The following is a 26,158-nucleotide window of genomic DNA, read 5'->3' as shown; positions in this document are numbered from 1 at the left end:
GATCCGACCGGCATGATCGGAATCGCGGCACTTGCCATTGGCATCGTGCTGGGTCTGGTGTTCCACCCCAGCGTGCCGGAGATGATCCAGCCCTACCTGCCGATCGCGGTGGTCGCCGCGCTCGACGCGGTGTTCGGCGGATTGCGGGCGTACTTGGAGAAGATCTTCGACCCCAAGGTGTTCGTGGTCTCGTTCGTTTTCAACGTCTTCGTGGCCGCGCTGATCGTCTACGTCGGCGACCAACTGGGGGTCGGCACCCAGTTGTCCACCGCGATCGTCGTCGTGTTGGGCATCCGCATCTTCGGCAATGCCGCTGCGCTGCGGCGCCGGTTGTTCGGGGCGTGACGCAGTGAGGACGATGAAGGGTAGGGGCGCTCTTTCACCCGTAAGGGAGGTGAGACCAGCGTGAGCCAGGATGCTGACGGGCCAAGCGGCGCCGACGATCCCGATCGCACCGCGGCGCCGCAAAACCAGCCGACAGCCGAGCCGGTGGCTCACCGAAGCGGACGCCACGGCCGTCACGAACTGCCCGCCGACCGGGCTCGTCCCAGAATCGGTGGGTTCCGCCGCACCAAAGGCACCCGAGGGCCAGAGACGCCACGGGGTGGTCGCTCGCGTCTGGTGTTCGGGGCGTTGGCCGTATTGCTGTGCCTGGTGTTGGGCGTCGCGATCGTCACCCAGGTCCGTCAAACCGACTCCGGAGACTCGCTGGAGACGGCCCGCCCCGCAGATCTGTTGGTGCTGCTGGATTCATTGCGGCAGCGCGAAGCGACGTTGAATGCGGAAGTGGCCGACCTGCAAAACACCCTGAACGAGCTGCAGGCGTCCGGCAACAACGACCAAGCCGCAATCGAGCGGGCGCAGGCCAAACTCGCGGCTCTGTCCATTCTGGTGGGTGCAGTGGGTGCCACTGGGCCGGGCGTCACGATGAAGATCGACGATCCCGGCCCGGGGGTGTCGGCCGAAGCGATGCTGGACGTGATCAACGAACTGCGCGCCGCCGGCGCCGAAGCGATCGAAATCAACGACGGACAGCAATCGGTGCGGGTGGGAGTCGACACGTGGGTCGCCGGTTCGCCGGGCGCACTGATCATCGACTCCAAATCGCTGTCCCCGCCGTATTCGATTCTGGCCATTGGGGATCCACCGACCCTGGCCGCGGCAATGCACATACCCGGCGGCGCCGAGGACAGCATCAAACGCGTCGGCGGGCGGATGTCGGTGCAGCAAGCCGACCGCGTCGACGTCACCACCTTGCGGCAACCAAAACCGCACCAATACGCTCAGCCCGTCAAGTGAACCGATCAGACCGAGGAGCACCGTGACCAATATCCCGCCGGACCTGCACTACACCGCCGAACACGAGTGGGTTCAGCGCAGCTCAGAGGACACGGTGCGGATAGGCATCACTGATTTCGCGCAGTCGGCCCTGGGCGACGTGGTGTTCGTGCAGTTGCCCGACGTGGGCACCAAGGTGACGGCCGGGGAAGCCTTTGGTGAGGTGGAGTCGACCAAATCAGTGTCGGATCTTTTTGCTCCCGTATCGGGAACGATCGTCGCGGTCAACGGCGACCTGGAAGGTGACCCGCAACTGGTGAACTCCGACCCGTACGGCGCCGGCTGGTTGGTAGACGTCCAGGTTGACGGCTCGGAAGTCGCCGGGCTGGAGTCCGCCATCGCGGAGCTGCTCGACGCGGAGGCCTACCGCGGAACGCTGACCGAATGATGATTGCTAAGGTCCGAAGTATCGCGAAGCACCAGAGGAAGCGCGGGTAGGAGAAGCTAGGGTATCGGGCTTACGATCCTGCAGTGGTGAGCACGTCGCAGGCTGTGCCCGGTACGGTCTAGGCGTCACAAGCACGTGGAAGTACGAAAAGTCAGCAAGTCGGCCGAATGGCCCGGTGAGCGAATGCCACAGCGGCCAGTGAGGAGCAGCGGGTGACAGACAACGACCAGACCTCTGACGAAGTCACTGTGGAGACGACGTCCGTCTTCCGTGCCGACTTCCTCAATGAACTGGACGCTCCTGCGCAGACGGGTACCGAGAGCGCCGTTTCGGGAGTGGAAGGACTTCCCGCGGGCTCGGCCCTGTTGGTCGTCAAACGCGGGCCGAACGCCGGGTCCCGGTTCCTGCTCGACCAGGCCGTCACCTCGGCGGGCCGCCATCCGGACAGCGACATCTTCCTCGACGATGTCACCGTGAGCCGTCGGCACGCCGAATTCCGTTTGGAGAGCGGCGAATTCAGCGTCGTCGACGTCGGCAGCCTGAACGGCACCTACGTCAACCGCGAGCCGGTGGATTCGGCCGTGCTGGCCAACGGCGACGAGGTCCAGATCGGCAAATTCCGCCTCGTGTTCCTGACCGGTCCCAAGGGTGACGACGACGGGGGCACCGCAGGCCAGTGAGCGCACCCGATAGTCCCGCAGTCGCCGGGATGTCGATCGGGGCGGTCTTGGAACTGCTGCGACCGGATTTTCCCGACGTCACAATCTCCAAGATTCGATTCTTGGAGGCTGAGGGGCTGGTCACGCCACAGCGTGCCGCATCGGGCTACCGCCGGTTCACCGCATACGACTGCGCCCGGCTGCGTTTCATTCTCACCGCACAGCGGGATCATTACCTGCCGCTCAAGGTGATCCGGGCCCAACTCGACGCCCAGCCGGACGGCGAGCTGCCACCGTCCGCGTCTCCTTACGGCGTACCGCGATTGGTGTCGATCACCGACAACGCAGACCCCGAGTCCGAGGCGGGTGCGGTCTCGTCCACTGCCATCCGCCTCAGCCGCGAAGACCTGCTGGAACGTGCCCAGGTGGACGAGGAACTGCTGACGGCGTTGCTCAGAGCCGGGGTGATCACCACGGGGCCGGGCGGCTTCTTCGACGAACACGCGGTGGTGATCCTCCAATGTGCCCGCGCACTCTCCGAATACGGTGTCGAGCCCAGGCATCTGCGTGCCTTCCGCTCGGCGGCCGACCGACAGTCCGACCTGATCGCCCAAATCGCCGGCCCGATGGTCAAGGCCGACAAGGCCGGTGCGCGCGACCGCGCCGACGATCTGGCTCGCGAAGTTGCCGCGCTCGCTATCACATTGCACACTTCCTTGATCAAATCGGCCGTTCGCGACCTTCTGCAGCGCTGAGGACTAGACTTCGGTCGACAGCTTGGTGTCGGCGGCATGGTGACGACATGGGGTACACCGCGTCGCCGCGCTGAGTGAAAAATCGGACATGGCGGCATGTGCGGAGGGCAGGCGCAGATGGGCGAAGTACGTGTTGTCGGCATTCGTGTCGAGCAGCCCCAGAACCAGCCGGTGCTGTTGCTGCGCGAGACAAACGGTGACCGGTACCTACCGATCTGGATCGGGCAGTCGGAGGCCGCAGCGATCGCTCTGGAGCAGCAGGGCGTAGAGCCACCCCGACCACTGACGCATGACCTGATCAGGGATGTCATTGCAGCCCTAGGGCATTCGCTCAAGGAGGTGCGCATCGTGGACCTGCAGGAGGGCACCTTCTACGCTGATCTGATCTTCGACCGCGACATCAAGGTGTCCGCGCGTCCGTCCGACTCCGTGGCGATCGCGCTGCGCGTGGGGGTTCCGATCTACGTCGAGGAAAACGTCCTGGCCCAGGCCGGTCTGCTGATCCCCGACGAGGCCGACGAACAAGAGAGCAGCGCCGTGCGGGAGGACGAGGTGGAGAAATTCAAGGAGTTTCTCGACAGCGTCTCGCCCGACGACTTCAAGGCCACCTAGTCACCGGGCAAGGTCACCGGGCAAGCAGAACGGCGCTGCGGTGGTTCCGTGGGACGTTAAGTTACGGATTAGTCTCAACTCACAGGCTCGACCCTCGACACGCCTCGCGCTTAGCGCCCGCTTTCCACCCCGGCAGCCATACTTTGATGACGGTTGGATGATCACCGGGATTACGGCGGCAACCTAACGGCGTATGCTCTCAAGCACTCGGGCCTGAGAAGCTAGGCCGTCGGGACGGCCAGTGACGCAGCTAGACGAGAGCGCGATCGGCGAGAGGAAGCACCGTGAGCGAGCAGCCACGTCAAGGAGAGCTTGACCTTGCTGACGACGCGGCCGCCGCCCCCGGTGGTGGCCGCGGCACGCCCAGCAAGGCGACCGATGCAGTGCAGCCCGGGCTGTTCCCAGACGATTCCGTGCCCGACGAGTTGGTGGGCTACCGCGGCCCGAGCGCGTGCCAGATCGCCGGGATCACCTACCGCCAGTTGGATTACTGGGCGCGGACTTCGCTGGTTGTCCCGTCGATTCGCAGTGCGGCCGGTTCCGGCAGCCAACGCCTTTACTCGTTCAAGGACATCCTGGTGCTCAAGATCGTCAAGCGGTTGCTGGACACCGGGATCTCGTTGCACAACATCCGGGTCGCGGTCGACCACCTGCGCCAGCGAGGCGTGCAGGACCTGGCCAACATCACCTTGTTCTCCGACGGCACCAGCGTGTACGAGTGCACCTCCGCCGAAGAGGTCGTCGACCTGTTGCAGGGCGGCCAGGGCGTGTTCGGCATTGCCCTCTCGGGCGCGATGCGCGAGTTGACCGGCGTGATCGCCGACTTCCCCGGTGAGCGGGCCGACGGCGGCGAGTCCATCGCCACCCCGGAAGACGAACTCGCGTCGCGTCGCAAGCATCGCGACCGCAAGATCGGCTAGTACGCACGCACACGCGCGGCGAAAAACTCCCGGCCGAGTAAACTAGACAACGCATCGCTCTCGCGCGGGAGAGTTTCGTGGCCGCCAGCCACGGACGCCGAAGGAGCAATACCTCTCCGTCAACCTCTCAGGCACCCGGACCGCGCTGGACAACGATGCCTCTGGAAAGCGGCGGCGACCCGACGGGTCCCGCCCGCCGATGGGGAAAGGCACCCGAGTTACGGGCGGCCGAATCTCTCAGGCGCCCGGTGCTCGGGTGAAGACAGAGGGGGAGGGCCGCTGATCCCTCTTCCTGTGTCAGGAGTGCACGTTGTCGAAACAATTCGCGGAGCGCCACATCGGCCTGGACAGCCAGGCGATCGAAACCATGCTTGCCGTCATCGGTGTTGACTCGCTCGACGCTCTGGCCGCCAAGGCGGTCCCCACGGGCATCCTCGACAAGCTCACCGACACCGGAGCCGCGCCCGGTCTGGACCGGCTGCCGCCGGCCGCCAGCGAGGCCGAAGCGCTGGCCGAGTTGCGGGCCTTGGCCGAGTCCAACACCGTGGCCGTGTCGATGATCGGCCAGGGCTACTACGACACGCTCACCCCACCCGTGCTGGTGCGCAACATCATGGAGAATCCGGCCTGGTACACCGCCTACACCCCGTACCAGCCCGAAATCAGCCAAGGCCGGCTGGAAGCGCTGCTGAACTTCCAGACCATGATCACCGACCTCACCGGCCTCGAGATCGCCAACGCGTCGATGCTGGACGAGGGCACCGCAGCCGCCGAGGCCATGACCCTGATGCACCGCGCGGTTCGCAGCTCGACACGCCGACTGGCCGTGGATGTCGACGTATTCACCCAGACCGCCGCGATCTTGGAGACTCGGGCCAAGCCGCTGGGCATCGAGATCGTCACCGCCGACCTTCGCGACGGCCTGCCCGACGGGGACTTCTTCGGCGTGATCGCCCAGCTGCCCGGCGCCAGCGGCCGGATCACCGACTGGTCGGCCCTGGTGCAGCAGGCCCACGACCGCGGTGCCCTGGTGGCCATCGGCGCCGACCTGTTGGCGCTGACGCTGGTTACACCGCCGGGCGAGATCGGCGCCGGCGTCGCGTTTGGCACCACGCAACGATTCGGCGTGCCAATGGGTTTCGGAGGTCCGCATGCCGGATACCTGGCCGTGCACGCCAAGCACGCCCGTCAGCTGCCGGGTCGGCTGGTCGGCGTTTCGCTGGACGCCGACGGGACACCGGCGTATCGGCTGGCGCTGCAGACCCGGGAACAGCACATCCGTCGGGACAAGGCGACCAGCAACATCTGCACCGCACAGGTCTTGCTGGCGGTCATGGCGGCGATGTACGCCAGCTATCACGGCGCCGACGGCCTGAAGGCCATCGCGCGTCGGGTGCACTCCCATGCCGAAACCATTGCCGGGGCACTGGGTGATGCTGTGGTGCACGACAGGTACTTCGACACCGTGCTGGCCCGGGTGCCCGGCCGTGCCGACGAGGTGTTGGCCGCCGCCAAGGCGCGCGGCATCAACCTGTGGCGCGTCGACGCCGATCACGTGTCGGTGGCCTGTGACGAAGCCACCACCGATGCCCATGTGGCGGCGGTTCTGGACGCGTTCGGCGTCACCGCCACCGACCGCACACCCGTCGACATCCAGACGCGGACGTCGGAATTCCTGACCCATCCCGCGTTCACTCGATACCGCAGTGAGACGTCGATGATGCGGTATCTGCGCGAGTTGTCCGACAAGGACATCGCGTTGGACCGCAGCATGATCCCGCTGGGCTCGTGCACCATGAAGCTCAACGCCGCCGCCGAGATGGAGGCCATCACCTGGCCGGAGTTCGGGCGGCAGCATCCGTTCGCACCGGCCGCGGATACGCCCGGTTTGCGCCGTCTGATTGCCGATTTGGAGTCCTGGCTGGTGCACATCACCGGCTACGACGCCGTTTCGCTGCAGCCCAACGCCGGCTCGCAGGGGGAGTACGCGGGCTTGTTGGCCATCCACGAGTACCACGCCAGCCGCGGGGAGCCGCACCGCGACATCTGCCTGATCCCCTCGAGTGCGCACGGGACCAACGCCGCCTCTGCCGCGCTGGCCGGGATGCGGGTTGTTGTCGTGGCCTGCCACGACAACGGCGACGTCAACCTTGACGATCTTCGCGCAAAGGTCAGCGAACACGCAGAACGGCTGGCGGCCCTGATGATCACCTACCCGTCCACCCACGGCGTGTACGAGCACGACATCGCCGACATCTGCGCGGCCGTGCACGACGCCGGCGGGCAGGTCTACGTCGACGGCGCCAACCTCAACGCGCTGGTCGGGCTGGCCCGGCCGGGTAAGTTCGGCGGCGACGTGAGCCACCTGAACCTGCACAAGACGTTCTGCATCCCGCACGGCGGTGGTGGCCCCGGCGTCGGGCCGGTCGCGGTGCGTTCGCATCTGGCCCCGTTCCTGCCGGGTCACCCGCACGCTCCGGAACTGCCGCACGGGCGTCCGGTGTCGTCGGCGCCGTACGGCTCGGCGTCAATCCTGCCGATCAGCTGGGCCTACATCAGGATGATGGGCGGTGACGGCCTGCGGGCGGCCTCTCTGACCGCGATCGCGTCGGCCAACTACATCGCGCGCCGCCTCGACGAGTACTTCCCGGTGCTCTACACCGGCGAGAACGGGATGGTGGCCCACGAGTGCATCCTGGACCTGCGCGGCATCACCAAGGCGACCGGCGTGACCGTCGATGACGTCGCAAAGAGGTTGGCGGACTACGGCTTTCACGCGCCGACCATGAGCTTCCCGGTGGCCGGCACGCTGATGGTGGAGCCGACCGAAAGCGAAAGCCTGGCCGAGGTTGACGCGTTCTGCGAAGCGATGATCGGCATTCGCGCCGAAATCGACAAGGTTGGGGCCGGGGTCTGGCCTGCCGACGACAATCCGCTGCGCAACGCACCCCACACGGCGGAGTGCCTGCTGGTGTCCGAGTGGAACCACCCTTACACGCGGGAAGAGGCCGCCTACCCGCTCGGCAAGTCGTTCCGGCCCAAGGTCTGGCCCCCGGTGCGGCGCATCGACGGGGCTTACGGCGACCGCAACCTGGTGTGCTCGTGCCCGCCGGTGGAGGCCTTCGCCTGACCCGGCCGAGACGGGTCCGACGCGCCTCAGGCCTCGATGACCGGCAGATTGATGCGGGAGGCATGCAGCCCGGCGCGGTAGACACGCACGGTCGGCGGTCCACCGGGCAGGATCGCGAAATGGTGTGCGTCGGTGCCGGCGATCGCGACACGGATTCGGTGGCCCGCCCGGAATAGGTACGACGTCGGCAACAGGTCGAACGTCAGCTCGGCGATCTCGCCGTTGACGAGCGGCCGCGCGTCGCCGCGAGTGAATGTTCGGTACGGGACCGGCTGGCGGTACGGCGGCGGTGCGTCGCTGATCCGACGATGCAGCGCACGCAGCTGCCCTTCGGTGACGTACGTGACCCGGCCGCGCGCATCGACGTCTTCCAGGTAGACGAAGAACGTGCCGTCGCTGGCCGTCGACGTCACGAACAGGGTGATCAGTGGATGCCCGGTCACTTCGAGGGGACCGTGGAGCGGCGCGGAGGTGTAGGTCAGCAGCTTGGCGTCCTGGGCCTCGCGATCGGGGTAGCGAACGTGTCCACCGATGCCCACTTGCGATTGCCAGCGGGAGTGCTCGCCGGTGGAGGCGGTCGGATCCACCGAGTATTCGTCGGCGTCTTCGGCGGCGTCGTCGGCTTCGGAGGTGGGCGGTTCCAGGACGAGCCGCCGCCCCTCGGCCAGGTAGTAGGTCCTCGTGGTGGCCGGCGGTGGCCAGGTGTCCGCCGACTTCCATCGGTCCTCGACCATGGTGAAGTAATGCACCGGCGGTTCGGAGCCAATGCCGGTATCGACGCCCTTGAGGTGGTGGTCGAAGAACCGCAGGAGTTCGCCGTCGTGATCGAACGCGGGCTTGCGCAGCCCGCGTACGGGGTCGACACGCCAGCCGGCGGTGTGGTTCCACGGCCCCAGGATTAGGCGGCTGCCCGGGGTGCGGACGGTGAGAAACCGTTTGATGGCGGCGTGCCCGTACCCGCCGTCGAACCAGCCGCTGTAGTTGTAGATGGGTGCGCCCGTCGCCGCGATATCGCGCCAATAGTGGTGCGGACTGAGCAGGTCGATGGTGCGCCCCGTGGCGGCGACGTCGTCACGGAAGGTGAGCGACGTCGCGAACTTGTGGACGTCGTAGTTGTCTCGATGAGCGGCGATGGCTTGCGCCCGCAACGCGCGGTCACGATCGTCTTGCACCGGCTGGACGCCGGTCACCGGGATTTTCGCCCACCACCCGACCACCTCGTGCAGGGCGTTGCGGTCCATGGCCTCGTTGTAGCGTCCCCACGTTTCGGTGAACCAGGTGGCGTGAATGCCGCCAGGAAACGCGATGTCGGTGTAGACGTCGAAGAGCGCGAAACAGGGGGCGATCACCTTTACCGCGGGATGCTGGTTGACCAGGAGGAACTCCGCTGCCGTGCCGTCGTAGGAGTTCCCCAACCCAGCGACCTTGCCGTTGCACCATGGCTGGCGCACGATCCAGTCGACGATTTCGGCGCCGTCCCGAATTTCGTCGGGCGACCATTCGGACTCCCGCGCCCCGAATGACGCACCCGACCCGCGCACGTCCACATCGACCCAGGCGTAGCCAGCGGCCACGAATCGCCTCCGGCGCCTCCTGTCCGCGGTGATGTGTTGAAGTGGCTTGCCTCCGAATAGCTTTCGCATGGGCTGGCGCCACTGCATGGACCGGTAGTAGCGGGTCTGGTGCAGGATCACCGGCAGCCGCTGTCCGCTTGCCAGATCGGCGGGCAGGTAGAGATCGATGGCGATCCGGACCCCGTCGCGCATCGTCACGTAGCACGACGAATATCGCATGCCACGACGTCGCAAAGATGGGCGTCCGGAGTCCGACGCGGCGTACCAGGCCGCATCCGAACCGCTGTTTGCCATCGGAGCCAGACGATCAGCTCAAGAAGCTGCTGACCGCCGTGGCGAGCTCAGGGGACGCCGACGTCGCCAGGTTCTGGTACCTGCCGCCGCTGAGCTTGGCCACCGCCTCCCAGGTCGCGCGGTCCGGATCGCCGCCGAAGTCGATCACATTGACCGCGACCGGCTTAGCCGGGTCCTGGCTGCTGCGGATGAACTCCTGCAATCCGGGCCCGTCCAGGGTCTGATCGGTGTGCGGCCCGGAAGTGATCACCAGGATCGAATTGTCTTTTCCGGCACGGTAATTGGCCAGCATTTCCTGGTAGATCAGCCGCAGCGTGGTGAACGACACCGCGCCCCCGTTGGACGAATACTGTTTGTCCAGTGCCGCGAGCAGGGCCACCGACCGCGGCTGGCCGTTGACCTGGTCCGGCAGCGGCCCGGCCGCGACTTCGGACCGCCCCTCATGGCCGTCGAACGTCCACAACCCGATGATCGCATCGGGCGGCGCCGCCTTGATCTGATTGGCAAGCGCCGCAATGACATTGGCCAGCCTGCTCTTGCCGCCTTCTTCGGCGGGCATCGACTGATCGAGCATGATGGTGGCGGCCACTCCCTTTGACGGCGTGGCCATGGTGTCGGCGAGGGTGGCGCGGGTTTCGTCGTCACCGACCGACAGCGTGTTGGGCAGGTCCGGGAAATTGACAACCGGGCTGCTCGGCGGCTTCACCCCGCCCACCCGGAAACCGGCCTTGGCCAGGTTCGCGAGCTGATCGGGCTTGCGCAAGTACCTCGAGAACGCGCTGGCCGCCGTCGCTTGCTCCTGGGACAACCACGGGCCGCTGAGCAGCACCGTCGGATAGTCGGCCAGCGCGACCGGGCCCGGCGGAAGCCACGACGCCAGCTTGGTCTTGGCGTCCGGCACCGACTGGCCGCGCTTGAAGATCTGCTGCTCAGTGGTGATTACCGCGTGCACCGGCCCCGCCGCGGCATCGTCTTTGGAACCCGGTTTGAGCAGCGCGTTCATCGCTTCGTCGAGGGAGTCGTCGGCAAGCTTGGGTTGCCCGCTCAGCAGGCTGCGCACCGCGCCGCTGCCCGCCGTCGGAGGCGCGCCGGCCGGCGCCGAGGCGGCGGCGATCGCCTCGCCGGCCAGGAACGTGGCGTCGCCGTTGCCGCTGAGCGGCAGCGCCAGTCGCAACGACCCCCACGGGGCCATGTTCAAACCGGCCAACGAATCCGGCTTGGTTTGCAGGCCAGGCAGCGCGGCCCAGTTCTGGTTGGACAAGGCCTGCTGCAACTCCGGGCGTATCGCCAGCACCACCGGCGACGTCACCAGGGAACGGCTGTCGCTGATGGTTTTCTGGCCCGCCGCCGCGCTGAGTCGTGCGGCGGAGACCGAGCTGCCCGGGATCCACAATCCGGGTTGGTTGCCGAGCTCGGAGGGCCACTGCCCGGCGAAGCCGCTCAGCACGGCGTCGGAGCCGGCCGACTTGACCGTCACCGACACACATTTGTCGCCGACCGGGCCCGCCGTGGCGTTGTAGCCGTCGGCGAGATTCCTCACCTGCTCGACGATGGACGGGTCGGCGATCACAGCCACGCTGTCCTTGCCGCCCACGCAGTGCGCCGCTGGGTTGCTGGACCGATGAGACAAGGCGTCACCGACGAATCGCCACACGATCACCGTGCCCACCACCACCACGACCAGGACGAGGGCGACGATGACGCCGATGCTCACCCCCCGTCGTCCGCCGGCACTGCGGTGACCGCCCCGCCAGCCGCCGGGTTCGCGTTGGCCGGCGGCAGGGAACAGCGGCGGGGGAGGTGATGGCGGCTCCGCGCCCGTCCCCTCCGGGCTCTCCGACTGCGTTCCAAAGTCGGGGTAGTCGTCGGTGTCGGGAGTCGAGTACGGCGGCGCGTCGCTCGCGTCGTCGCTGGAATAGTCGTCGGAGTAGTCGCGGTATTCGTCGTGCTCGTAATCGCTCGACGCTTCGTCCGAGCGAGCGGACGGGGCCGATGGGGACAAAAATTCCCAGCGGTAGCCGCCGTCCCCGTCGCCAGTCTCGTGCCTGCCCCCGCCCGGTTCGTCGGCTATTTCGGAGCCCGCGTCCGCAGGTTCCGCGAGATATTCGTCAACCGGATCGTCGTCAGGGTCGGGCTTGCTGTGCCTACCCATACCGGTGGATGCGTCCTCTCCTCGGGATCCTGTCGGGGCTGCCGCCCGTCAAGGGCAGATCACGCACTGGCGCGTGCCTTGAATTCGCGACGGCGGCGGTGCAGGATCGGCTCGGTGTACCCGTTGGGCTGCTGGCCGCCGGAGAGGATCAGTTCCTGGGCGGCCAGGAAGGCGACGCTGTCGTCGAAATTGGGTGCCATCGGCCGGTAGTTCGGGTCACCCTCGTTCTGCTTGTCCACCAGCGGCGCCATCCGCTCGAGGCTGGCCCGGACATCCTCGCTGGTGATCACGCCGTGCCGCAGCCAGTTGGCCAGCAGCTGGCTGGAGATGCGCAGGGTGGCGCGGTCCTCCATGAGCGCGACATTGTGGATGTCGGGCACCTTCGAACAGCCGATGCCCTGTTCAACCCAGCGCACCACGTAGCCCAAGATCGACTGACAATTGTTGTCGACCTCTTCGCGAATCTCTTCGGGCGCCCAGGCCAACTCCTTGGCCAGCGGGATCGTCAGCAATTCGTCGATGGTGGTGCGCTTCTTGCCTTCGAGTTCCTTCTGCACGGCGAACACGTCGACCTGGTGGTAGTGCATCGCGTGCAAGGTGGCCGCCGTCGGCGACGGCACCCACGCCGTGGTGGCGCCGGCCTTGGGCTGGCCGATCTTCTGCTCGACCATGTCGGCCATCAGTTCCGTCATGGCCCACATGCCCTTGCCGATCTGCGCCTTGCCGGAGAAACCGGCGGCCAGCCCGACGTCGACGTTGGCGTCCTCGTACGCCTTGATCCAGGTGGTGTTCTTCATCGCACCCTTGCGGATCATCGGGCCGGCTTCCATCGAGGTGTGAATCTCGTCTCCGGTGCGGTCCAGGAATCCGGTGTTGATGAACACGACGCGGTCCGCGGCGGCCTTGATACAGGCCTTCAGGTTGACCGTGGTGCGGCGCTCCTCGTCCATGATCCCGACCTTGAGGGTGCCCTGGGGCAACCCGAGGACGTCTTCGACCCGGCTGAACAGCTCGCAGGTGAAGGCCACCTCGGCGGGCCCGTGCATCTTGGGCTTGACGATGTAGATGGAGCCGGTGCGGCTGTTGACGTAGGGCCCGTTGGCGCCGTTGTTGTCCGATCCGCCACGCAGGCCGTGGATGGCGATCAGGCTGGTGAACAGGGCATCCATGATGCCTTCAAACACCTCTGTCTCTTCGCCGTCGCCGCCGGCCAACACGATTGCGTCGTTCGTCATCAGGTGACCGACGTTGCGGACGAACAACAGGCTGCGGCCGGGCAGGGTCAACTTGCCGCCGTCCGGCGTGGTGTAGGTGCGGTCGGCGTTGAGCACCCGGATGAACGTCTTGCCGTTCTTGAGGACTTCCTCGGACAGGTCGCCCTTGTTGAGTCCGAGCCAGTTGCGGTAGCCGAGAACCTTGTCGTCGGCGTCGACCGCGGTCACCGAGTCCTCGAAGTCCATGATCGTGGTGATCGCCGATTCCAGGACCACGTCCTTGATGCCGGCGCGGTCGGTGGCACCAACCTCGGACTGGGGGTCGATGAGGATCTCAATGTGCAGTCCGTGGTTGACCAGCAACACCGACCAGGAGGAGGCGCCGAGCTCGCCGGTGTAACCGACGAACTTCTCCGGACTGGCCAGGCCGGTGGATTCATCGCCGAGCGCGATCTGCAGTTGACCGTCGGCGATGCTCAGGCCCGTCGCGTCCGCCCAGGAGCCGGATGCCAATGGCACGCTCTGGTCGAGGAAGTTGCGGGCGTAGGCGATCACCTTGTCGCCGCGGACCTTGTTGTAGCTCGAGCCCTTTTCGGCGCCGTCGTCCTCGGGGATGACGTCGGTGCCGTAGAGGGCGTCGTAGAGAGAGCCCCAGCGTGCGTTGGCCGCGTTCAGCGCGAAGCGTGCGTTGAGTATCGGCACCACCAGCTGGGGACCCGCGGTCGTGGTGATTTCGTCGTCGACCCCGGACGTGGTGATGGTGAAGTCTTCGGGCTCGGGCTGCAAGTAGCCGATGTCGGTGAGGAATTGACGGTAGGCGTCCGGGTCGAACGTGTCGAGCACATGGTGGCGGTGCCACTTGTCGATCTGGGCCTGAAGTTCGTCGCGGGTGTTCAGCAGCGCCTGGTTCTGCGGGGTCAGGTCGGTGACGACCTTGTCGACGCCGGCCCAGAAGCTGTCCGGGTCGATGTCGGTGCCCGGCAGCGCCTCGTTGTTGACGAAGTCGTACAGCACCCGCGCGACGCGCAAGTTGCCCGCCGCAACCCGTTCAGTCATGGTTCTCCTCCGTGTATGGCCTGGTACGGCCTCCGCCGCTACCGACTGGCTACGACTTCAGCCTACCGACGGCAGCCTGCCGAGCCTATCCGGCCGACCTGCAGCAGCAGGTCACGGCGCGCCCAGGGGGTCGCCGCGACGCGGCTGGGGACAACGCCGTAAGGCCGCTGGCAACGAGTGGCGATGCCAGGGGGCTGTCGGCCTTGAAAAACGGCCCAGAAGATCATACGGGCTACTGACCTAGTCTTGGGACGCCCCGTCGCGCATGGCCCCGACCAGGTCCTCTACCAGGTCCTCCAACGCCACCATGGCCACGACGTTTTCCGAGGTTGCCCAGGGGGAGGTGCCCCCAGGTTCGGCCGGCCCCTCCGCAAGGACCGGACCGCCGCTGGCGCCACGGCCGGGACTGTCGGCGGTCACCAAGGCCAGGTGGCTATTGCTGCGGCGCATCCGCGACAGGGCATCGGCCAGGCTCAGCGATGTCGGTATCCGCGGCAGCGGTCGCACCATGGAGAGGTCGATGACGGCATCCGGATCGTCACCGAGTGTCAGCACATCCTTGATGTGCAGATAGCCGAGGTAGGTGCCGTCGACGTCCACCACCGGGAACCGGGAATAGCCGGTTTCGGCCAAGGCCTTCTCGAAGGCGCCGATCGTCGGGCCGACCCCGGGTGCGGCCACCGGCACCGCCCGGATCTGCGACAACGGAACGGCCACATCGGCGATCACGCGGGTGCTGAGTCGCAACGCTCTCGTCAGCCTGCTGTGCTCCTCGGGGTCGAGCAGGCCCTCGGACACCGATTCGGCGATCATCTCCGACAGCTCAACCCTGGAGACCGTCGCTTCCAGCTCGTCCTTCGGTTCCACCCCGAAAGCCCGCAGTATCCCGTTGGCGCACAGGTTGTACAGCGCGATCACCGGACGCGCGGCCCGCACATAGGGCAGGTACAGCGGGACCAGCAACATTGCCGTGCGCTCCGGACCGGCCAGCGCGATGTTCTTCGGGACCATTTCCCCGAGCAGCACGTGCAATGTCACCACGATCGCCAGCGCGACAGCCAGTGAGAGCGTGTGAAGCAGGGCCGGGGGCACCCGCGTCAGCACGAACAGTTTCGCCAGCACCTGGGCGACGGCGGGCTCGGCGATGCGTCCCAGCAGGATCGAGGACACCGTCACGCCAAGTTGAGCGCCGGCCAGCATCGCCGGCAGCTGTTCGCCGGCGTGGATTACGGTGACCGCGCTTCTCCTGCCCTGTTCGGCCAGCGCTTCGAGTCGGTCGCGGCGGGCCGAGATCAGCGCGAATTCCGCTCCGACGAAGTAGGCGTTGAGGGCGATCAGCAGGATCGCCGCCAGCACCGCCAGTACGGCGTTCATCAGGCACCCCGCTCCGCGCCGGATGCGGCATCGATCGGCCTTGCGCCCAGGTTGGTCAGCTCGACCAGGTCGATCCGGTGTCCATCCATTTTGACCACAGTGGCTTGCCAGAAGACCGACTCGTCCGGCTGGCTGTCTAGGTCCAGTGCCGGCAGCATGACCTTTTCGCCGACCACCGGGAGATGGCCGAGTTCGCGCAGCACCAACCCGCCGATCGTCTCGTAGGGGCCCTCGGGGGCGCGGTACCCGGTGGCGTTGGCTACCTCGTCGATGCGCAGCAGCCCCGAAACTCGCCAACCGTTGCCCGCGGCCACCACGTCCGGCGTCGCATCGTCGTGCTCATCGCGAACGTCGCCAACAATCTCCTCGATCAGGTCCTCGACGGTGACCATGCCCGCGGTACCGCCGTATTCGTCCACCACCATCGCGGTGTGCAGGGAATTCGCCCGCATCTCGGCCATCACCGCGTCGCCGTCCAGCGTGGACGGGACCACCGTGACCGGTTTGGCGACGGTGGTCAGCAGGGTGTGTGGCCGGTCGGCGGGCGGGATTTCGAAGACCTGCTTGACGTGCACGATTCCGATCGTGTCGTCGAGATCGCCGCGAACGACCGGGAATCGGGAGAAGCCGGTTTCTGCGACCGCAGCGACCAGGTCTGCGACGGTGTCGTCGGCTTGTAGCGCCACGATCTTCGATCGCGGCGTCATCAATTCCTCGGCCGTGAGGGTGCCGAACTGCAGCGAGCGATGCATCAGCGAGGCGGTGGCGTCGTCGAGTGAACCGCTGCGCGCCGAGCTGCGCACCAACGACACCAGTTCCTGGGGGCTGCGCGCCGAGCGCAGCTCCTCGGCCGGTTCGATGCCCAACCGGCGCACGATCCAGTTCGCGGCGCCGTTCGTCAACCGGATGACCGGGGTGAACAGCGTCGAAAAGAACCACTGGGGGAGGACCACCGCCCGGGCAGTGCCCAGCGGGCGTGCAACCGCGAGGTACTTGGGCACCAACTCCCCGAACACCATCGAGAGCGAAGTGACGACCACCAACGCCACAAAGACCGTGATGGCGTCGGACATTCGGTCTGATACCCCGATCGAGGTCAGCCCGGGGTGCGGCAATTCCGAAACCAGCGGCTCGGTCAGGTAACCGGTGGCCAGCGTGGTGATGGAGATGCCCAACTGCGCACCCGAGAGCTGAAACGACAGCCGGTGCTGCGCCCGCTGGATGAAGCGGTCCCGCCCGCCTCCTCGACGGGCGTTGGCGTCGACCGTGCTGCGGTCCAAGGCGGTCAGCGAAAACTCGGCCGCGACGAACACCGCGGTGCCAATGGTGAGGGCCAGAATGGCCAGCACGCTGACCACGGTGCTGGTGTGGTTCATTCGAACGGATATCGCGATCTGTGGGGTGCGGGGGACGGCTCGCCCGAAAAGTCCGCCCGGGAAGCCCCCCGGCAACTCAGGGCCTCGAGCGGTGCCTGCGGCACGTCATCCCTTTCTGTGCTAGCCCGCGCAGTCCGTTGCTGCGGGATTGTGAGGGTTCATGCTACCGAAGACGTTTGCGACGAGTTCTTCACCAGCCAGCGGGCAGGGGATGACCCTCGGCGAACCCGGCCGTGGTCTGCACCCCGACCACGGCCCGCTCGTGCAACTCCGTCAGATTCGAGGCGCCGACGTAGGTGCAGGTGCTCCGCACGCCCGAGCAGATGTGGTCGATCAGGTCCTCGACGCCCCCGCGGTCGGGGTCGAGGTCCATGCGCGAGCTGGAAATGCCTTCCTCGAACAGTGCCTTGCGGGCGCGGTCAAAGGGGCTGTCGGCGGTGGTCCGCGCCACCACGGCACGCTTGGAGGCCATGCCGTAGCTCTCCTTGAACGGCTGGTCGTTGCGGTCGCGCATGAGGTCGCCAGGGGATTCGTAGGTGCCGGCGAACCAAGAGCCGATCATCACGTTCGACGCGCCCGCCGCCAGCGCCAGAGCGACGTCGCGGGGATGCCGGATGCCGCCGTCCGCCCACACGTGGCCACCGAGTTCGCGTGCGGCCGAAGCACATTCGAGTACCGAGGAGAACTGGGGCCGGCCTACGCCGGTCATCATCCGGGTCGTGCACATGGCGCCGGGACCCACGCCGACCTTCACGATGTTCGCCCCGGCCTCGATGAGGTCCCTCGTCCCTTCGGCCGACACCACATTGCCCGCGGCCAGCGGCACCCCCAGGCCGAGCGATGCGACGGTCTTGATGGCCTCCAGCGTTCGCACCTGGTGTCCGTGCGCGGTGTCGATTACCAGCACGTCGACCCCGGCTTCGACCAGCGCCTGCGCCTTGGCACCCACGTCGCCGGTGATTCCGACGGCCGCACCGATCCGCAGCCGACCCTTGCTGTCGGTGGCCGGCGTGTATATGCCGGTACGAACCGCCCCGGTCCGGGTGAGCACCCCGGCCAGTGTGCCGTCGGCGGCGGTGACCACCGCGACATCGATGGGCGCATGCTCGAGCAGGTCGAAGATTTTGCGGGGCTCGGTGCCCACCGGTGCGGTCACGAAGTCCGTAATGGCGATGTCGCGCACCCGGCTGAACCGGTCCACCCCGACACAGGCCGATTCCCGCACCAGCCCGATCGGGCGGCCCTCGAACACCACCACCGCGGCGCCGTGGGCCCGCTTGTGGATCAGTGCGATCGCGTCGGACACCGAGTCGTCGGGGGCGAGCATTACCGGGGTGTCGAGAACCAGGTCGCGGCTCTTGACGAACTCCACGGTCTGCCGCACCGCTGGGATGGGCAGATCCTGCGGCAGGATCACGATGCCGCCGCGGCGCGCAACCGTCTCGGCCATTCGCCGCCCGGCCACCGCGGTCATGTTCGCGACTACCACCGGAATGGTGGTGCCCGACCCGTCGGTGGTGGACAGGTCGACATCGAAGCGTGACGCAACATCGGATCGGTTCGGCACGATGAACACGTCGTTGTAGGTCAGGTCGAACCCGGGCCGATGCCCGTCCAGAAACCTCATCGGTGATGCACGCTCACACTGTTGTCGGGTTTGTCGGTTGTCTGCCACCCATTGTCAGGCTTGTCAGGCCGGAACCTCGCTTCGGTCTCCGCTCCACAGCGTGTGGAACTTGCCCGGTTCATCGATCCGCCCGTAGGTGTGCGCACCGAAGAAATCACGCTGGGCCTGGGTGAGGGCCGCCGGCAACCGTTCGGTTCGCAACGCGTCGTAGTAGGACAGAGCCGAAGAGAATCCAGGGGTGGGGATACCCAGTTGAGCGCCCGTGGACACCACGCGGCGCCAACTGTCGATGGCCGCTTCGACGGCGCTGCGGAAGTAGGGCGCCGCCAGCAGGCTGGCCAAGTCGGGCTCAGCGTCGAATGCTTCTTTGATGCGGTTGAGGAACTTGGCCCGGATGATGCACCCGCCACGCCAGATGGTCGCGAGATCGCCCGGGGTGATGTTCCAGTTGAATTCGGCGCTGCCCGCCTGAATGTGGTTGAAGCCCTGCGCGTAAGCGACGATCTTGGAGGCGTACAGCGCCTGGCGGATGTCCTCGGTAAACGTCTCGCGGTCGGTCGGTTTGTCGCCCAGCTTGCCCGACGCCAGGCCGCTGGTCGCCTTGCGCTGCGCGACCGAGCCGGACAACGCCCGCGCAAACACGGCCTCGGCGATACCGGTGATGGGCACACCCAGATCGAGGGCAGACTTGACGGTCCAACGGCCGGTTCCCTTTTGCTCGGCCTCGTCGAGGATGAGGTCGACCAGAGGCTTGCCGGTCTTGGCGTCGGTCTGGCGCAGCACTTCGGCGGTGATTTCGACCAGATAACTGTCCAGGTCGCCCTTGTTCCATTCGGCGAAAACGTCGGCGATTTCTGGTGCGCTCAGGCCCAGGCCGTCGCGCAGCAGCTGGTACGCCTCACCGATGAGCTGCATGTCGGAGTACTCGATGCCGTTGTGGACCATCTTCACGAAGTGGCCCGAGCCGTCCGGCCCGATGTGCGTGCAGCAGGGAACGCCGTCAACGTGGGCCGAGATCTCCTCCAGGAGCGGGCCGAGCGACTCATAGGACTCGGGCGGTCCGCCCGGCATGATCGATGGGCCGTTGAGGGCACCTTCCTCACCGCCGGAAATGCCGGCGCCGACGAAGTGCAGGCCGCGCTCGCGCATCGCCTTCTCGCGCCGGATGGTGTCGGTGTAGAGGGCGTTGCCGCCGTCGATGATGATGTCGCCTTCCTCCATGGCGTCGGCGAGCTCGTTGATGACGGCGTCGGTGGGTTCACCGGCCTTGACCATGATGATGACCCGGCGCGGCTTTTCCAGTGCCGCAAGGAATTCCGGAATCGTCTCGCTGCGCACGAAATTGCCCTCCGAGCCGTGCTCGTTGAGCAGCGCGTCGGTTCTGGCGACGGACCGGTTGTGCAGTGCGACGGTGTAGCCGTGCCGGGCGAAGTTTCGGGCGAGGTTGGAACCCATCACGGCCAGGCCGGTGACGCCGATCTGGGCGGTCGCAGTCTTCGAATCCGACGAACTCATGTCCTGCCTCTCAGTTGGCCATCTCAACGGGGACTTCAACAGTGGGGTCAACGTCGTCTACGGGGACAACCAGAACACTGTGGCACAGCGCGCGCGGGTGCTCCACCGGTGCTGCTTCTTGATCAGAGGCCGAACAGCCGCTGCAGTTCCGTCAGCCACGGTACGGCCAACGCGATCGTAGGCACGATCAGTACCGCGGCAGCGGCCAGATACGCCGCCGCGGACAGCAGCAGGCTGTTGCCCTTGCCGGACAGTCGCCGCACCCGCAGCAGGGTACTTGGTCCGCTCGCGGCCAGGGCGCCCGACGGCGCCCGGCCGGATGCGCAGGCGACCAGTGCGCGGGCCAGGGGAGTGCGCCCGGTCGCACGCACGGCGGCGTCGTCGGCCAGAAGTTCGACGAGTAGTTGTACCGCACCCAGCGCATTGGCACTGCGCACCAGGCGTGGGAAGGCGGCATGCAGCGCGGTGAAAGCCTCCAAGACGAGGTCGTGGCGGGCGCGTAGGTGTGCGCGCTCGTGGGTGAGGATGGCCGCGACCTCGGCGTCGGAAAGTGTGTTCAGGGTGCCTTCGCTGACCACCACCCGGCTGCGAACCCCGGGCAGACAGTAGGCAAGGGGTTGGGGAACCTCAAGCACACGCAGGTCGCGGCTTTTGGCGCAGTGGTGCGGCAGCGCGACGTCGTGCCCGACGCCGACGAGGTCGACCACCATGCGGTGATGGGCGCGGCGTCGCCGGGTGGCGATGGCGACCCGCATCAGCGCCACCGCCAGTCGAACACCGACCAGCACCGTGAGCGCGAAAACCCCGATGTAGGCGATCCACAGCGGCCAGCCGAGCCGTGCCGCATCACCGATGAATCCGGCGGTGTGGTGACCGTCTGGACCAGGCATGAGCAGTCGGCTGGCCAACGCGATGCCGGCGCTGAATGTTGAGAGTGCGGCGGCCAGGGCGATGGCCTGCCACAGCACCATCGCGGCCCGCGGGGCGCGCAGCGGCCACGTCGCTCGTGCCAACAAGGCCGGAGCCGGACCGGCCAGCAGCACCGCGAGGATGGTGAAGGCCAGCGCGGACACGCTGCTTAGTCTCCCTTAGTCCTCCGCTGGAGGTCCAGCAGATGATGAATTGCGGTTGGTTGCTTCTAATTCGGCAAGTGCTCGTCTTAGCGCATCCGCCTCGTCGGCGCCAACTCGCTCGACAAAATGCACCAAGGCGGCCTGTCTGCCGCCGGGGTCCTCGGCCTGCGCCAGCGCGTCGACCATCAGGCCGGCGACCAGCTCGTCGCGCCCGTGCACGGGGGCGTAGCGGTGGGCCCGGTCGTCGCGGATTTGGGAGACCAGATTCTTCTTGGCCAACCGCTGCAGGACGGTCATCACAGTTGTGTACGCGAGGTCGCGTTGCGCCGACAGCGCTTCGTGTACCTGGCGGACGGTCTGAGGTTCCGGGGTGGACCACAGGTGATCCATCACGGCGCGTTCAAGATCCCCCAGGCGCGTCAGTTTGGCCATAGCTCTTTCAACTCCATCTGCTCAAATAGCATTGAGTCCAGCGTACTCCCGCTTACTACTTACTGTCGTAAGCAAGGACGGCCCAGTTCCCTAAATGCAGGTAAGCGCGTTGCGAGGCGGTCTTGTGGCGGTCGTCATGGCGATGTCCCCCCGGTGCCGATAGGCCTGACAGGAGACAACCCTACCCCTACAGACCCTTGCGAAATTAGGGCAGCCTTGCCTATGCTGAATTCGGTCGAGCGAACATGACCGCCGGAGCGTCCTGAGGGCTGCAGTGACCCCCGGTCTACTCGATCGGCGAGCCCCGTGCAGTGTGCGCGGGGCTCGCCTGTTTGGTGTAGACAAAAGGGCGTGTCACAGCCGCCCGAGTCACCCCAGCCAATCGACCCGGCATTCGTCGCGTCGTTCGATTCGCTCATTGGTTTGCGGTTCACCGAGCTCAGCCCCGACTCCGCGCGAGCGGAACTCGAGGTCACGCCGCGACTGCACCAACCAATGGGCCTGCTGCACGGCGGGGTCTACTGCTCGATGATCGAAAGCATGGCCAGTGTGGCCGCCTTTACCTGGTACAACGCCACCTACGGCGCGGGTGACGTGGTCGGCGTCAACAACAACACCGACTTCTTACGGTCCGTCCGGTCCGGCATGATCTACGGCAAAGCCGAGCCGCTACACCGTGGTCGACGTCAACAGCTCTGGCTGGTCACGATCACCGACGACAACGACAGGCTGGTCGCGCGGGGCCAGGTCAGGCTGCAGAACCTTGAGCCGCGGTCGGGCTAACTGGCCACTTTTTCGACCGCGGCCCGGCCGCGCGCCTCGGCGGCCATTTCAGCCAGCTGTTCTAGTCGCGTTCGAGCGAACGCCTGCTGATCGGTGATGGTCAGCTGCCCCCGCCTGGTGCTCAGGAAGGTGACGGTCCACGACAGCAGCGTGGTGATCTTCGTCTTGAACCCGATCAAATAAACGAGGTGCAGCACCAGCCAGATCAGCCAGGCGATGAAACCGCTGAACTCGAGCGGACCGATCTTGGCGACGGCGGAGAACCGCGACACCGTGGCCATCGAGCCCTTGTCGAAGTACTGGAACGGCTCGCGTTCGGCCGGGTCGGCGCCGGCGAGTTCGGCCTTGATGTTGCTGGCGACGTACTTGGCGCCCTGGATGGCCCCCTGCGCCACACCGGGCACACCGTCGACGGCGGCCATGTCGCCGATCACGTACACGTTCGGATGACCCGGCAGGGACAGGTCGGGCAACACCCGAACCCGACCCGCGCGGTCGAGTTCGACGTCGCACTGCTCGGCCAGGTCCTGACCCAATCGGCTGGCCTGGACCCCCGCGGACCAGACTTTGCAGGCCGACTCGATACGACGGATGGTGCCGTCGGGGTCCTTGACGGTGATGCCGTTTCGGTCCACGTCGACGACCATCGCGTTGAGCTGGATCTCCACGCCCAGCTTCTTCAGCCGTGCGGCGGCGCGCTCGCCGAGCTTCTCACCCATCGGCGGCAGCACGGCGGGAGCAGCGTCGAGCAGGATCACCCGAGCCTTCGTCGAGTCGATGTGCCGGAAGGCGCCCTTCAATGTGTGTTCGGCCAATTCCGCGATCTGCCCGGCCATTTCGACACCGGTGGGGCCGGCTCCGACCACGGTGAAGGTCAACAGTTTGGCGCGCCGCTCGGGGTCGCTGGACCTTTCGGCCTGCTCGAAAGCGCTCAGAATCCGTCCCCGCAGTTCCAGCGCGTCGTCAATGGACTTCATGCCCGGCGCGAACTCGGCGAAATGGTCGTTGCCGAAGTAGGACTGCCCGGCTCCGGCCGCGACGATCAGCGTGTCGTAGGGCGTTTCGTAGGAGTGGCCGAGCAACTCCGACGCGACGGTCTTGTTGGCCAGATCGATGTGCGTGACGTTGCCCAACAGGACCTGAACGTTGCGTTGCTTGCGTAGGACGACGCGGGTGGGCGGGGCGATCTCGCCTTCCGAGATGATGCCGGTCGCTACCTGGTACAAGAGCGGTTGAAACAGGTGATGGGTGGTGCGGGCGATCAACTTGATGTCGACGTCGGCCCGCTTCAGTTTCTTTGCCGCGTTCAGTCCGCCGAAGCCCGAGCCGATGATGACAACTTGATGCCGGCGACGCGGTTCAGCTGTGTTTTCTGGCTGCGGGTTCATGGGTTGGCTACTCCTGACGGGGTCTCCTCGAAGCCTGACTGGTGTTAGCTATAACGCTAGTCAGCGCAACTGGACAAACCCAGCTCACGGCGTGTGTATTCAGCCACACCCGCGGCGTTTTCCCTGGTGGGCAGATGTGATCTACGCCGCTAGTAGCGGCCGCAGCGCTTCGGCGGCGGTTTTGATCAGCCCGGGAGCGAAGCCGTGCGGCGACAGGTTGAGAATCACGCCGTCCACACCGACGTCGAGAATCTTCGCCTTGACCTGATCGGCCACCCGTTCCGGACTACCCGCCACCATGCGGCCGCTCACCCGCTCGGGCAGGTGGTCCGGATTGAGCTTTTCGTCGATCATCACCGTCAGCATCAGGCTGGTCTCCAACGTCGAGCGATCGCGACCGGCCTCGTCCAGGCGGGCCGCCAGTGCATCCACCTTGCGCGGCAATTCGTCTAGCGCCGCAACGATGTTGAGATGGTCGGCCCAGCGAGCGGCGATCGCGAACGTCTTCTTCTCGCCGCCGCCGCCGATCAAGAGCGGGATGTGGTCGCGGTAGCGCGGCTCGGCCATGGCCGACTCGGTGGTGTACCAGTCGCCGGAGAAGGTGACACGCTCACCCTTGGTCATGGGCTGCAAGATCTGCAACGCCTCCTCTAGCCGGTTGAACCGATCGGTGAAAGTCCCGAATTCGAAGCCCAATTGGCGATGTTCGAGCTCGTACCACCCCGCCCCGATGCCCAGGATCGCCCGGCCGGCACTGACCACATCAAGGGTGGTGATGATCTTTGCCAGCAGGGCCGGGTTTCGGTAGGTATTGCCGGTCACCAACGTGCCCAACTGCAGCCGCTCTGTGGCGGTGGCCAATGCACCGAGGGCGGTGTAGGCCTCCAGCATCGGGTCTTCCGGTAGACCCAGCATCGGCAGTTGGTAGAAGTGGTCCATCACGAAAAGCGCGTCGTACCCGGCCTCTTCGGCCTCTTTCGCCTGCGCGATGACCGACGGGAACAGCTTTTCCACGCCGGTGCCGTGGGAGAACTTGGGAATCTGGAATCCGAGCTTGATGGCCACGGATCCACCGTAACGGTGGCCCTGCAGCGGGCTATCCCCGACTCCCCTAGCGGATCAGGCGAATTGGGCGAGCGCGCCGTGACTGACGTGCATCGTCTGCCCGGTGATGTGGCGAGCCGCGGAGGTGGTCAGGAACAGCGACAGCCGCGCGATCTCCGCCGCAACGGAAGCCGGTGTGCGGGAAAGGCCTTCGTAACCGGGTTGCGCGCTGCGCCCGCAGGCGACGGCGTTCACCGTGATGCCGCGAGTGCCGTAGACCTCGGCCTGCCCGCCGATCCAGTTGGAAAGGGCCGCCTTGACGGCGGCATCCGCGCCGCCCGGGGCCGGGTTCTCCGGCACCACGGTGATGATGGAGCCGCCGGAGCGCAGGTGGTCACCGACGGTTTGCACCGTCAGGACCGCCGACAGCAGCGTGGTGTCCAGCGCGTGACGCCACGCCTTCGCCGTGTCGGCGAGGGAATGGGTGCGCGGGTCGCCGGCGTCCCACACCGGCGCCGGCACGTGGACGATGGTGTCCAGGTGGTGGGGGAACAGACCGCGGACCTCTTTGAGGCTGGCAGGGTCGGTGGTGTCGCAGACGATCGCGTCCACGTCGAGCTCTTTGGCGACGATCTCGAGGTCGCCACGACGTGCACCCACGAGGGTCACCTTGTGACCGGCGTCGCGGAAGCCCTCGGCGACAGTGCGGCCCAGATCCGTCTCCGCACCGGTGACCAGCACCTCCATGGACATGCCCTCCTCGGTTTCGACGTTGAACCCAGACCGTCGTTCACCACTGCTCACGTGGTATGGGCGTCACTCGCGGTACATGTTACTGGACAGTAGCTAGACAATGAAACTCCCGTGCGTCACGACGCGCGGACGAATTGGGTAACTAATTCCGACTGTCGAACGAGAAGCTGGTACCGCAGTCTGCAAACACGTGGAAATTCCCGTGGCCGGCGATACAATTCGCTTCTGCCCAAGGGTCGCTAGTGACTCGGGGCATCTCTCCCGGGTCGTCCTGGCTCTTCGGTCATGACCCGATGGGAGGTGTCCGGTGTCCTTTGTAATCACGGTCCCGGATCTGGTGGGGGCTGCTGCCCAGGATTTGGCGGGCATCGGTTCGACGATCAGCGCCGCCAACGCCGCGGCGGCTACCAACACCGAGGCGGTGTTCGCCGCGGGCGCCGATGAGGTGTCGGCGGCAGTGGCGGCGGTCTTCAGTTCCTACGCCCGCTCCTATCAAGCGCTGAGTGCACAGGCGGCGGCGTTTCATGAGCAGTTCGTGCAGGTCCTGGCGGCGGGCGCGGGATCTTATTCGGCCGCCGACGCCGCCAGCGCCGCGTCCATTGCCAGTCCGCTACTCAACGCGATCAACGCGCCCTTCTTGGCGGCTACTGGGCGCCCGCTGATCGGTAACGGCGCCAACGCGACCACGCCGGGTGGCAACG

22 protein-coding genes and 2 riboswitches are annotated in these 26,158 nt (G+C 66.4%); of the genes, 10 read left to right on the top strand and 12 right to left on the bottom strand.

Going from position 1 to position 26,158, the window contains the following annotated elements:
• The first annotated feature begins 12 nt into the window (after nt 1-12).
• The 8 genes from BST27_RS07150 (at nt 13) to gcvP (ending at nt 7,802) form a co-directional block, all read left to right on the top strand.
• Nucleotides 13-345 carry a small basic family protein gene (locus tag BST27_RS07150; protein ID WP_069418401.1) on the top strand — a complete coding sequence of 111 codons (333 nt, stop codon included), beginning with the start codon at nt 13-15 and terminating at the stop codon, nt 343-345.
• Between the two features lie 144 nt (nt 346-489).
• Nucleotides 490-1,299 (top strand): DUF881 domain-containing protein, encoded by an 810-nt coding sequence (locus BST27_RS07145; protein WP_079220078.1) that lies wholly within the window; start codon nt 490-492, stop codon nt 1,297-1,299.
• A 22-nt stretch (nt 1,300-1,321) separates the two neighbouring features.
• Nucleotides 1,322-1,726 carry a glycine cleavage system protein GcvH gene (gene gcvH, locus BST27_RS07140; protein WP_069418399.1) on the top strand — a complete coding sequence of 135 codons (405 nt, stop codon included), beginning with the start codon at nt 1,322-1,324 and terminating at the stop codon, nt 1,724-1,726.
• Between the two features lie 212 nt (nt 1,727-1,938).
• Nucleotides 1,939-2,406, top strand: a complete 468-nt coding sequence (garA, locus tag BST27_RS07135) for a glycogen accumulation regulator GarA (RefSeq protein WP_069418398.1) — start codon at nt 1,939-1,941, stop codon at nt 2,404-2,406.
• Entirely contained in the window at nt 2,403-3,140 is a 738-nt protein-coding gene (gene ftsR / locus BST27_RS07130; RefSeq protein ID WP_069418397.1) for a transcriptional regulator FtsR, read from the top strand. The genes garA and ftsR overlap by 4 nt, the downstream gene beginning before the upstream one ends.
• 117 nt (nt 3,141-3,257) lie before the next feature.
• Nucleotides 3,258-3,752, top strand: a complete 495-nt coding sequence (locus BST27_RS07125) for a bifunctional nuclease family protein (protein WP_069418396.1) — start codon at nt 3,258-3,260, stop codon at nt 3,750-3,752.
• A gap of 284 nt (nt 3,753-4,036) precedes the next feature.
• A complete protein-coding gene (locus tag BST27_RS07120; protein WP_069418395.1) occupies nt 4,037-4,672 on the top strand; it encodes a MerR family transcriptional regulator in 636 nt (211 codons plus the stop codon).
• 55 nt (nt 4,673-4,727) lie between these two features.
• Nucleotides 4,728-4,825, top strand: a riboswitch (glycine riboswitch).
• 2 nt (nt 4,826-4,827) lie between these two features.
• Nucleotides 4,828-4,948: riboswitch (glycine riboswitch) on the top strand.
• A gap of 34 nt (nt 4,949-4,982) precedes the next feature.
• Nucleotides 4,983-7,802 (top strand): aminomethyl-transferring glycine dehydrogenase, encoded by a 2,820-nt coding sequence (gene gcvP / locus BST27_RS07115; protein WP_069418394.1) that lies wholly within the window; start codon nt 4,983-4,985, stop codon nt 7,800-7,802.
• Nucleotides 7,803-7,828: 26 nt separating this feature from the next.
• On the opposite strand, the gene BST27_RS07110 is transcribed toward gcvP, so the two are convergent.
• The 9 genes from BST27_RS07110 to BST27_RS07070 form a co-directional block, all read right to left on the bottom strand.
• The gene (locus BST27_RS07110) at nt 7,829-9,670 is read right to left on the bottom strand and encodes a CocE/NonD family hydrolase (RefSeq protein WP_069418393.1); all 1,842 of its coding nucleotides are present in this window, start codon (nt 9,668-9,670) and stop codon (nt 7,829-7,831) included.
• Nucleotides 9,671-9,683: 13 nt separating this feature from the next.
• On the bottom strand, nt 9,684-11,822 hold the full coding sequence (locus tag BST27_RS07105) for a substrate-binding domain-containing protein (protein ID WP_069418392.1): 2,139 nt from the start codon (nt 11,820-11,822) through the stop codon (nt 9,684-9,686).
• A 59-nt stretch (nt 11,823-11,881) separates the two neighbouring features.
• Nucleotides 11,882-14,092, bottom strand: a complete 2,211-nt coding sequence (locus BST27_RS07100) for a malate synthase G (RefSeq protein WP_069418391.1) — start codon at nt 14,090-14,092, stop codon at nt 11,882-11,884.
• A gap of 240 nt (nt 14,093-14,332) precedes the next feature.
• Entirely contained in the window at nt 14,333-15,466 is a 1,134-nt protein-coding gene (locus BST27_RS07095) for a hemolysin family protein (RefSeq protein WP_069418390.1), read from the bottom strand.
• On the bottom strand, nt 15,466-16,842 hold the full coding sequence (locus BST27_RS07090; protein ID WP_069418389.1) for a hemolysin family protein: 1,377 nt from the start codon (nt 16,840-16,842) through the stop codon (nt 15,466-15,468). Before BST27_RS07090 ends, BST27_RS07095 begins: the two co-directional genes overlap by 1 nt.
• Nucleotides 16,843-17,032: 190 nt before the next feature.
• Complete coding sequence (locus BST27_RS07085) at nt 17,033-18,469, bottom strand: GuaB1 family IMP dehydrogenase-related protein (RefSeq protein ID WP_069418388.1); 1,437 nt, start codon at nt 18,467-18,469, stop codon at nt 17,033-17,035.
• Nucleotides 18,470-18,532: 63 nt separating this feature from the next.
• Nucleotides 18,533-19,984: an NADP-dependent phosphogluconate dehydrogenase gene (gene gndA, locus BST27_RS07080; protein ID WP_069418387.1), complete on the bottom strand. Its 1,452-nt coding sequence runs from the start codon at nt 19,982-19,984 to the stop codon at nt 18,533-18,535.
• A 122-nt stretch (nt 19,985-20,106) separates the two neighbouring features.
• The gene (locus tag BST27_RS07075) at nt 20,107-21,057 is read right to left on the bottom strand and encodes a M56 family metallopeptidase (RefSeq protein WP_069418386.1); all 951 of its coding nucleotides are present in this window, start codon (nt 21,055-21,057) and stop codon (nt 20,107-20,109) included.
• A 15-nt stretch (nt 21,058-21,072) separates the two neighbouring features.
• Nucleotides 21,073-21,489 carry a BlaI/MecI/CopY family transcriptional regulator gene (locus BST27_RS07070; protein WP_069418385.1) on the bottom strand — a complete coding sequence of 139 codons (417 nt, stop codon included), beginning with the start codon at nt 21,487-21,489 and terminating at the stop codon, nt 21,073-21,075.
• 351 nt (nt 21,490-21,840) lie between these two features.
• Here BST27_RS07070 and BST27_RS07065 point away from each other — a divergent pair, with 351 nt between their 5' ends.
• A complete protein-coding gene (locus BST27_RS07065; RefSeq protein WP_069418384.1) occupies nt 21,841-22,272 on the top strand; it encodes a PaaI family thioesterase in 432 nt (143 codons plus the stop codon).
• Here BST27_RS07065 and BST27_RS07060 read toward each other — a convergent pair.
• From BST27_RS07060 to BST27_RS07050, 3 genes are all read right to left on the bottom strand, one after another.
• The gene (locus BST27_RS07060) at nt 22,269-23,660 is read right to left on the bottom strand and encodes an NAD(P)/FAD-dependent oxidoreductase (protein WP_069418383.1); all 1,392 of its coding nucleotides are present in this window, start codon (nt 23,658-23,660) and stop codon (nt 22,269-22,271) included. The two genes, BST27_RS07065 and BST27_RS07060, sit on opposite strands and share 4 nt — an antisense overlap.
• Before the next feature lie 141 nt (nt 23,661-23,801).
• Complete coding sequence (locus BST27_RS07055) at nt 23,802-24,725, bottom strand: LLM class F420-dependent oxidoreductase (protein WP_069418382.1); 924 nt, start codon at nt 24,723-24,725, stop codon at nt 23,802-23,804.
• A gap of 54 nt (nt 24,726-24,779) precedes the next feature.
• Nucleotides 24,780-25,457: an SDR family oxidoreductase gene (locus tag BST27_RS07050; RefSeq protein WP_069418464.1), complete on the bottom strand. Its 678-nt coding sequence runs from the start codon at nt 25,455-25,457 to the stop codon at nt 24,780-24,782.
• Between the two features lie 307 nt (nt 25,458-25,764).
• On the opposite strand from BST27_RS07050, the gene BST27_RS07045 reads away from it, so the two are divergent.
• On the top strand, nt 25,765-26,158 hold a 394-nt coding region (locus BST27_RS07045; protein WP_139805048.1), incomplete at its 3' end, for a PE family protein.

It is taken from the genome of Mycobacterium intermedium, assembly GCF_002086275.1.
GTDB lineage: Bacteria > Actinomycetota > Actinomycetes > Mycobacteriales > Mycobacteriaceae > Mycobacterium > Mycobacterium intermedium.
Note: the sequence above shows the minus strand (reverse complement) of the source record. Positions and strands in the feature narration are given on the sequence as shown.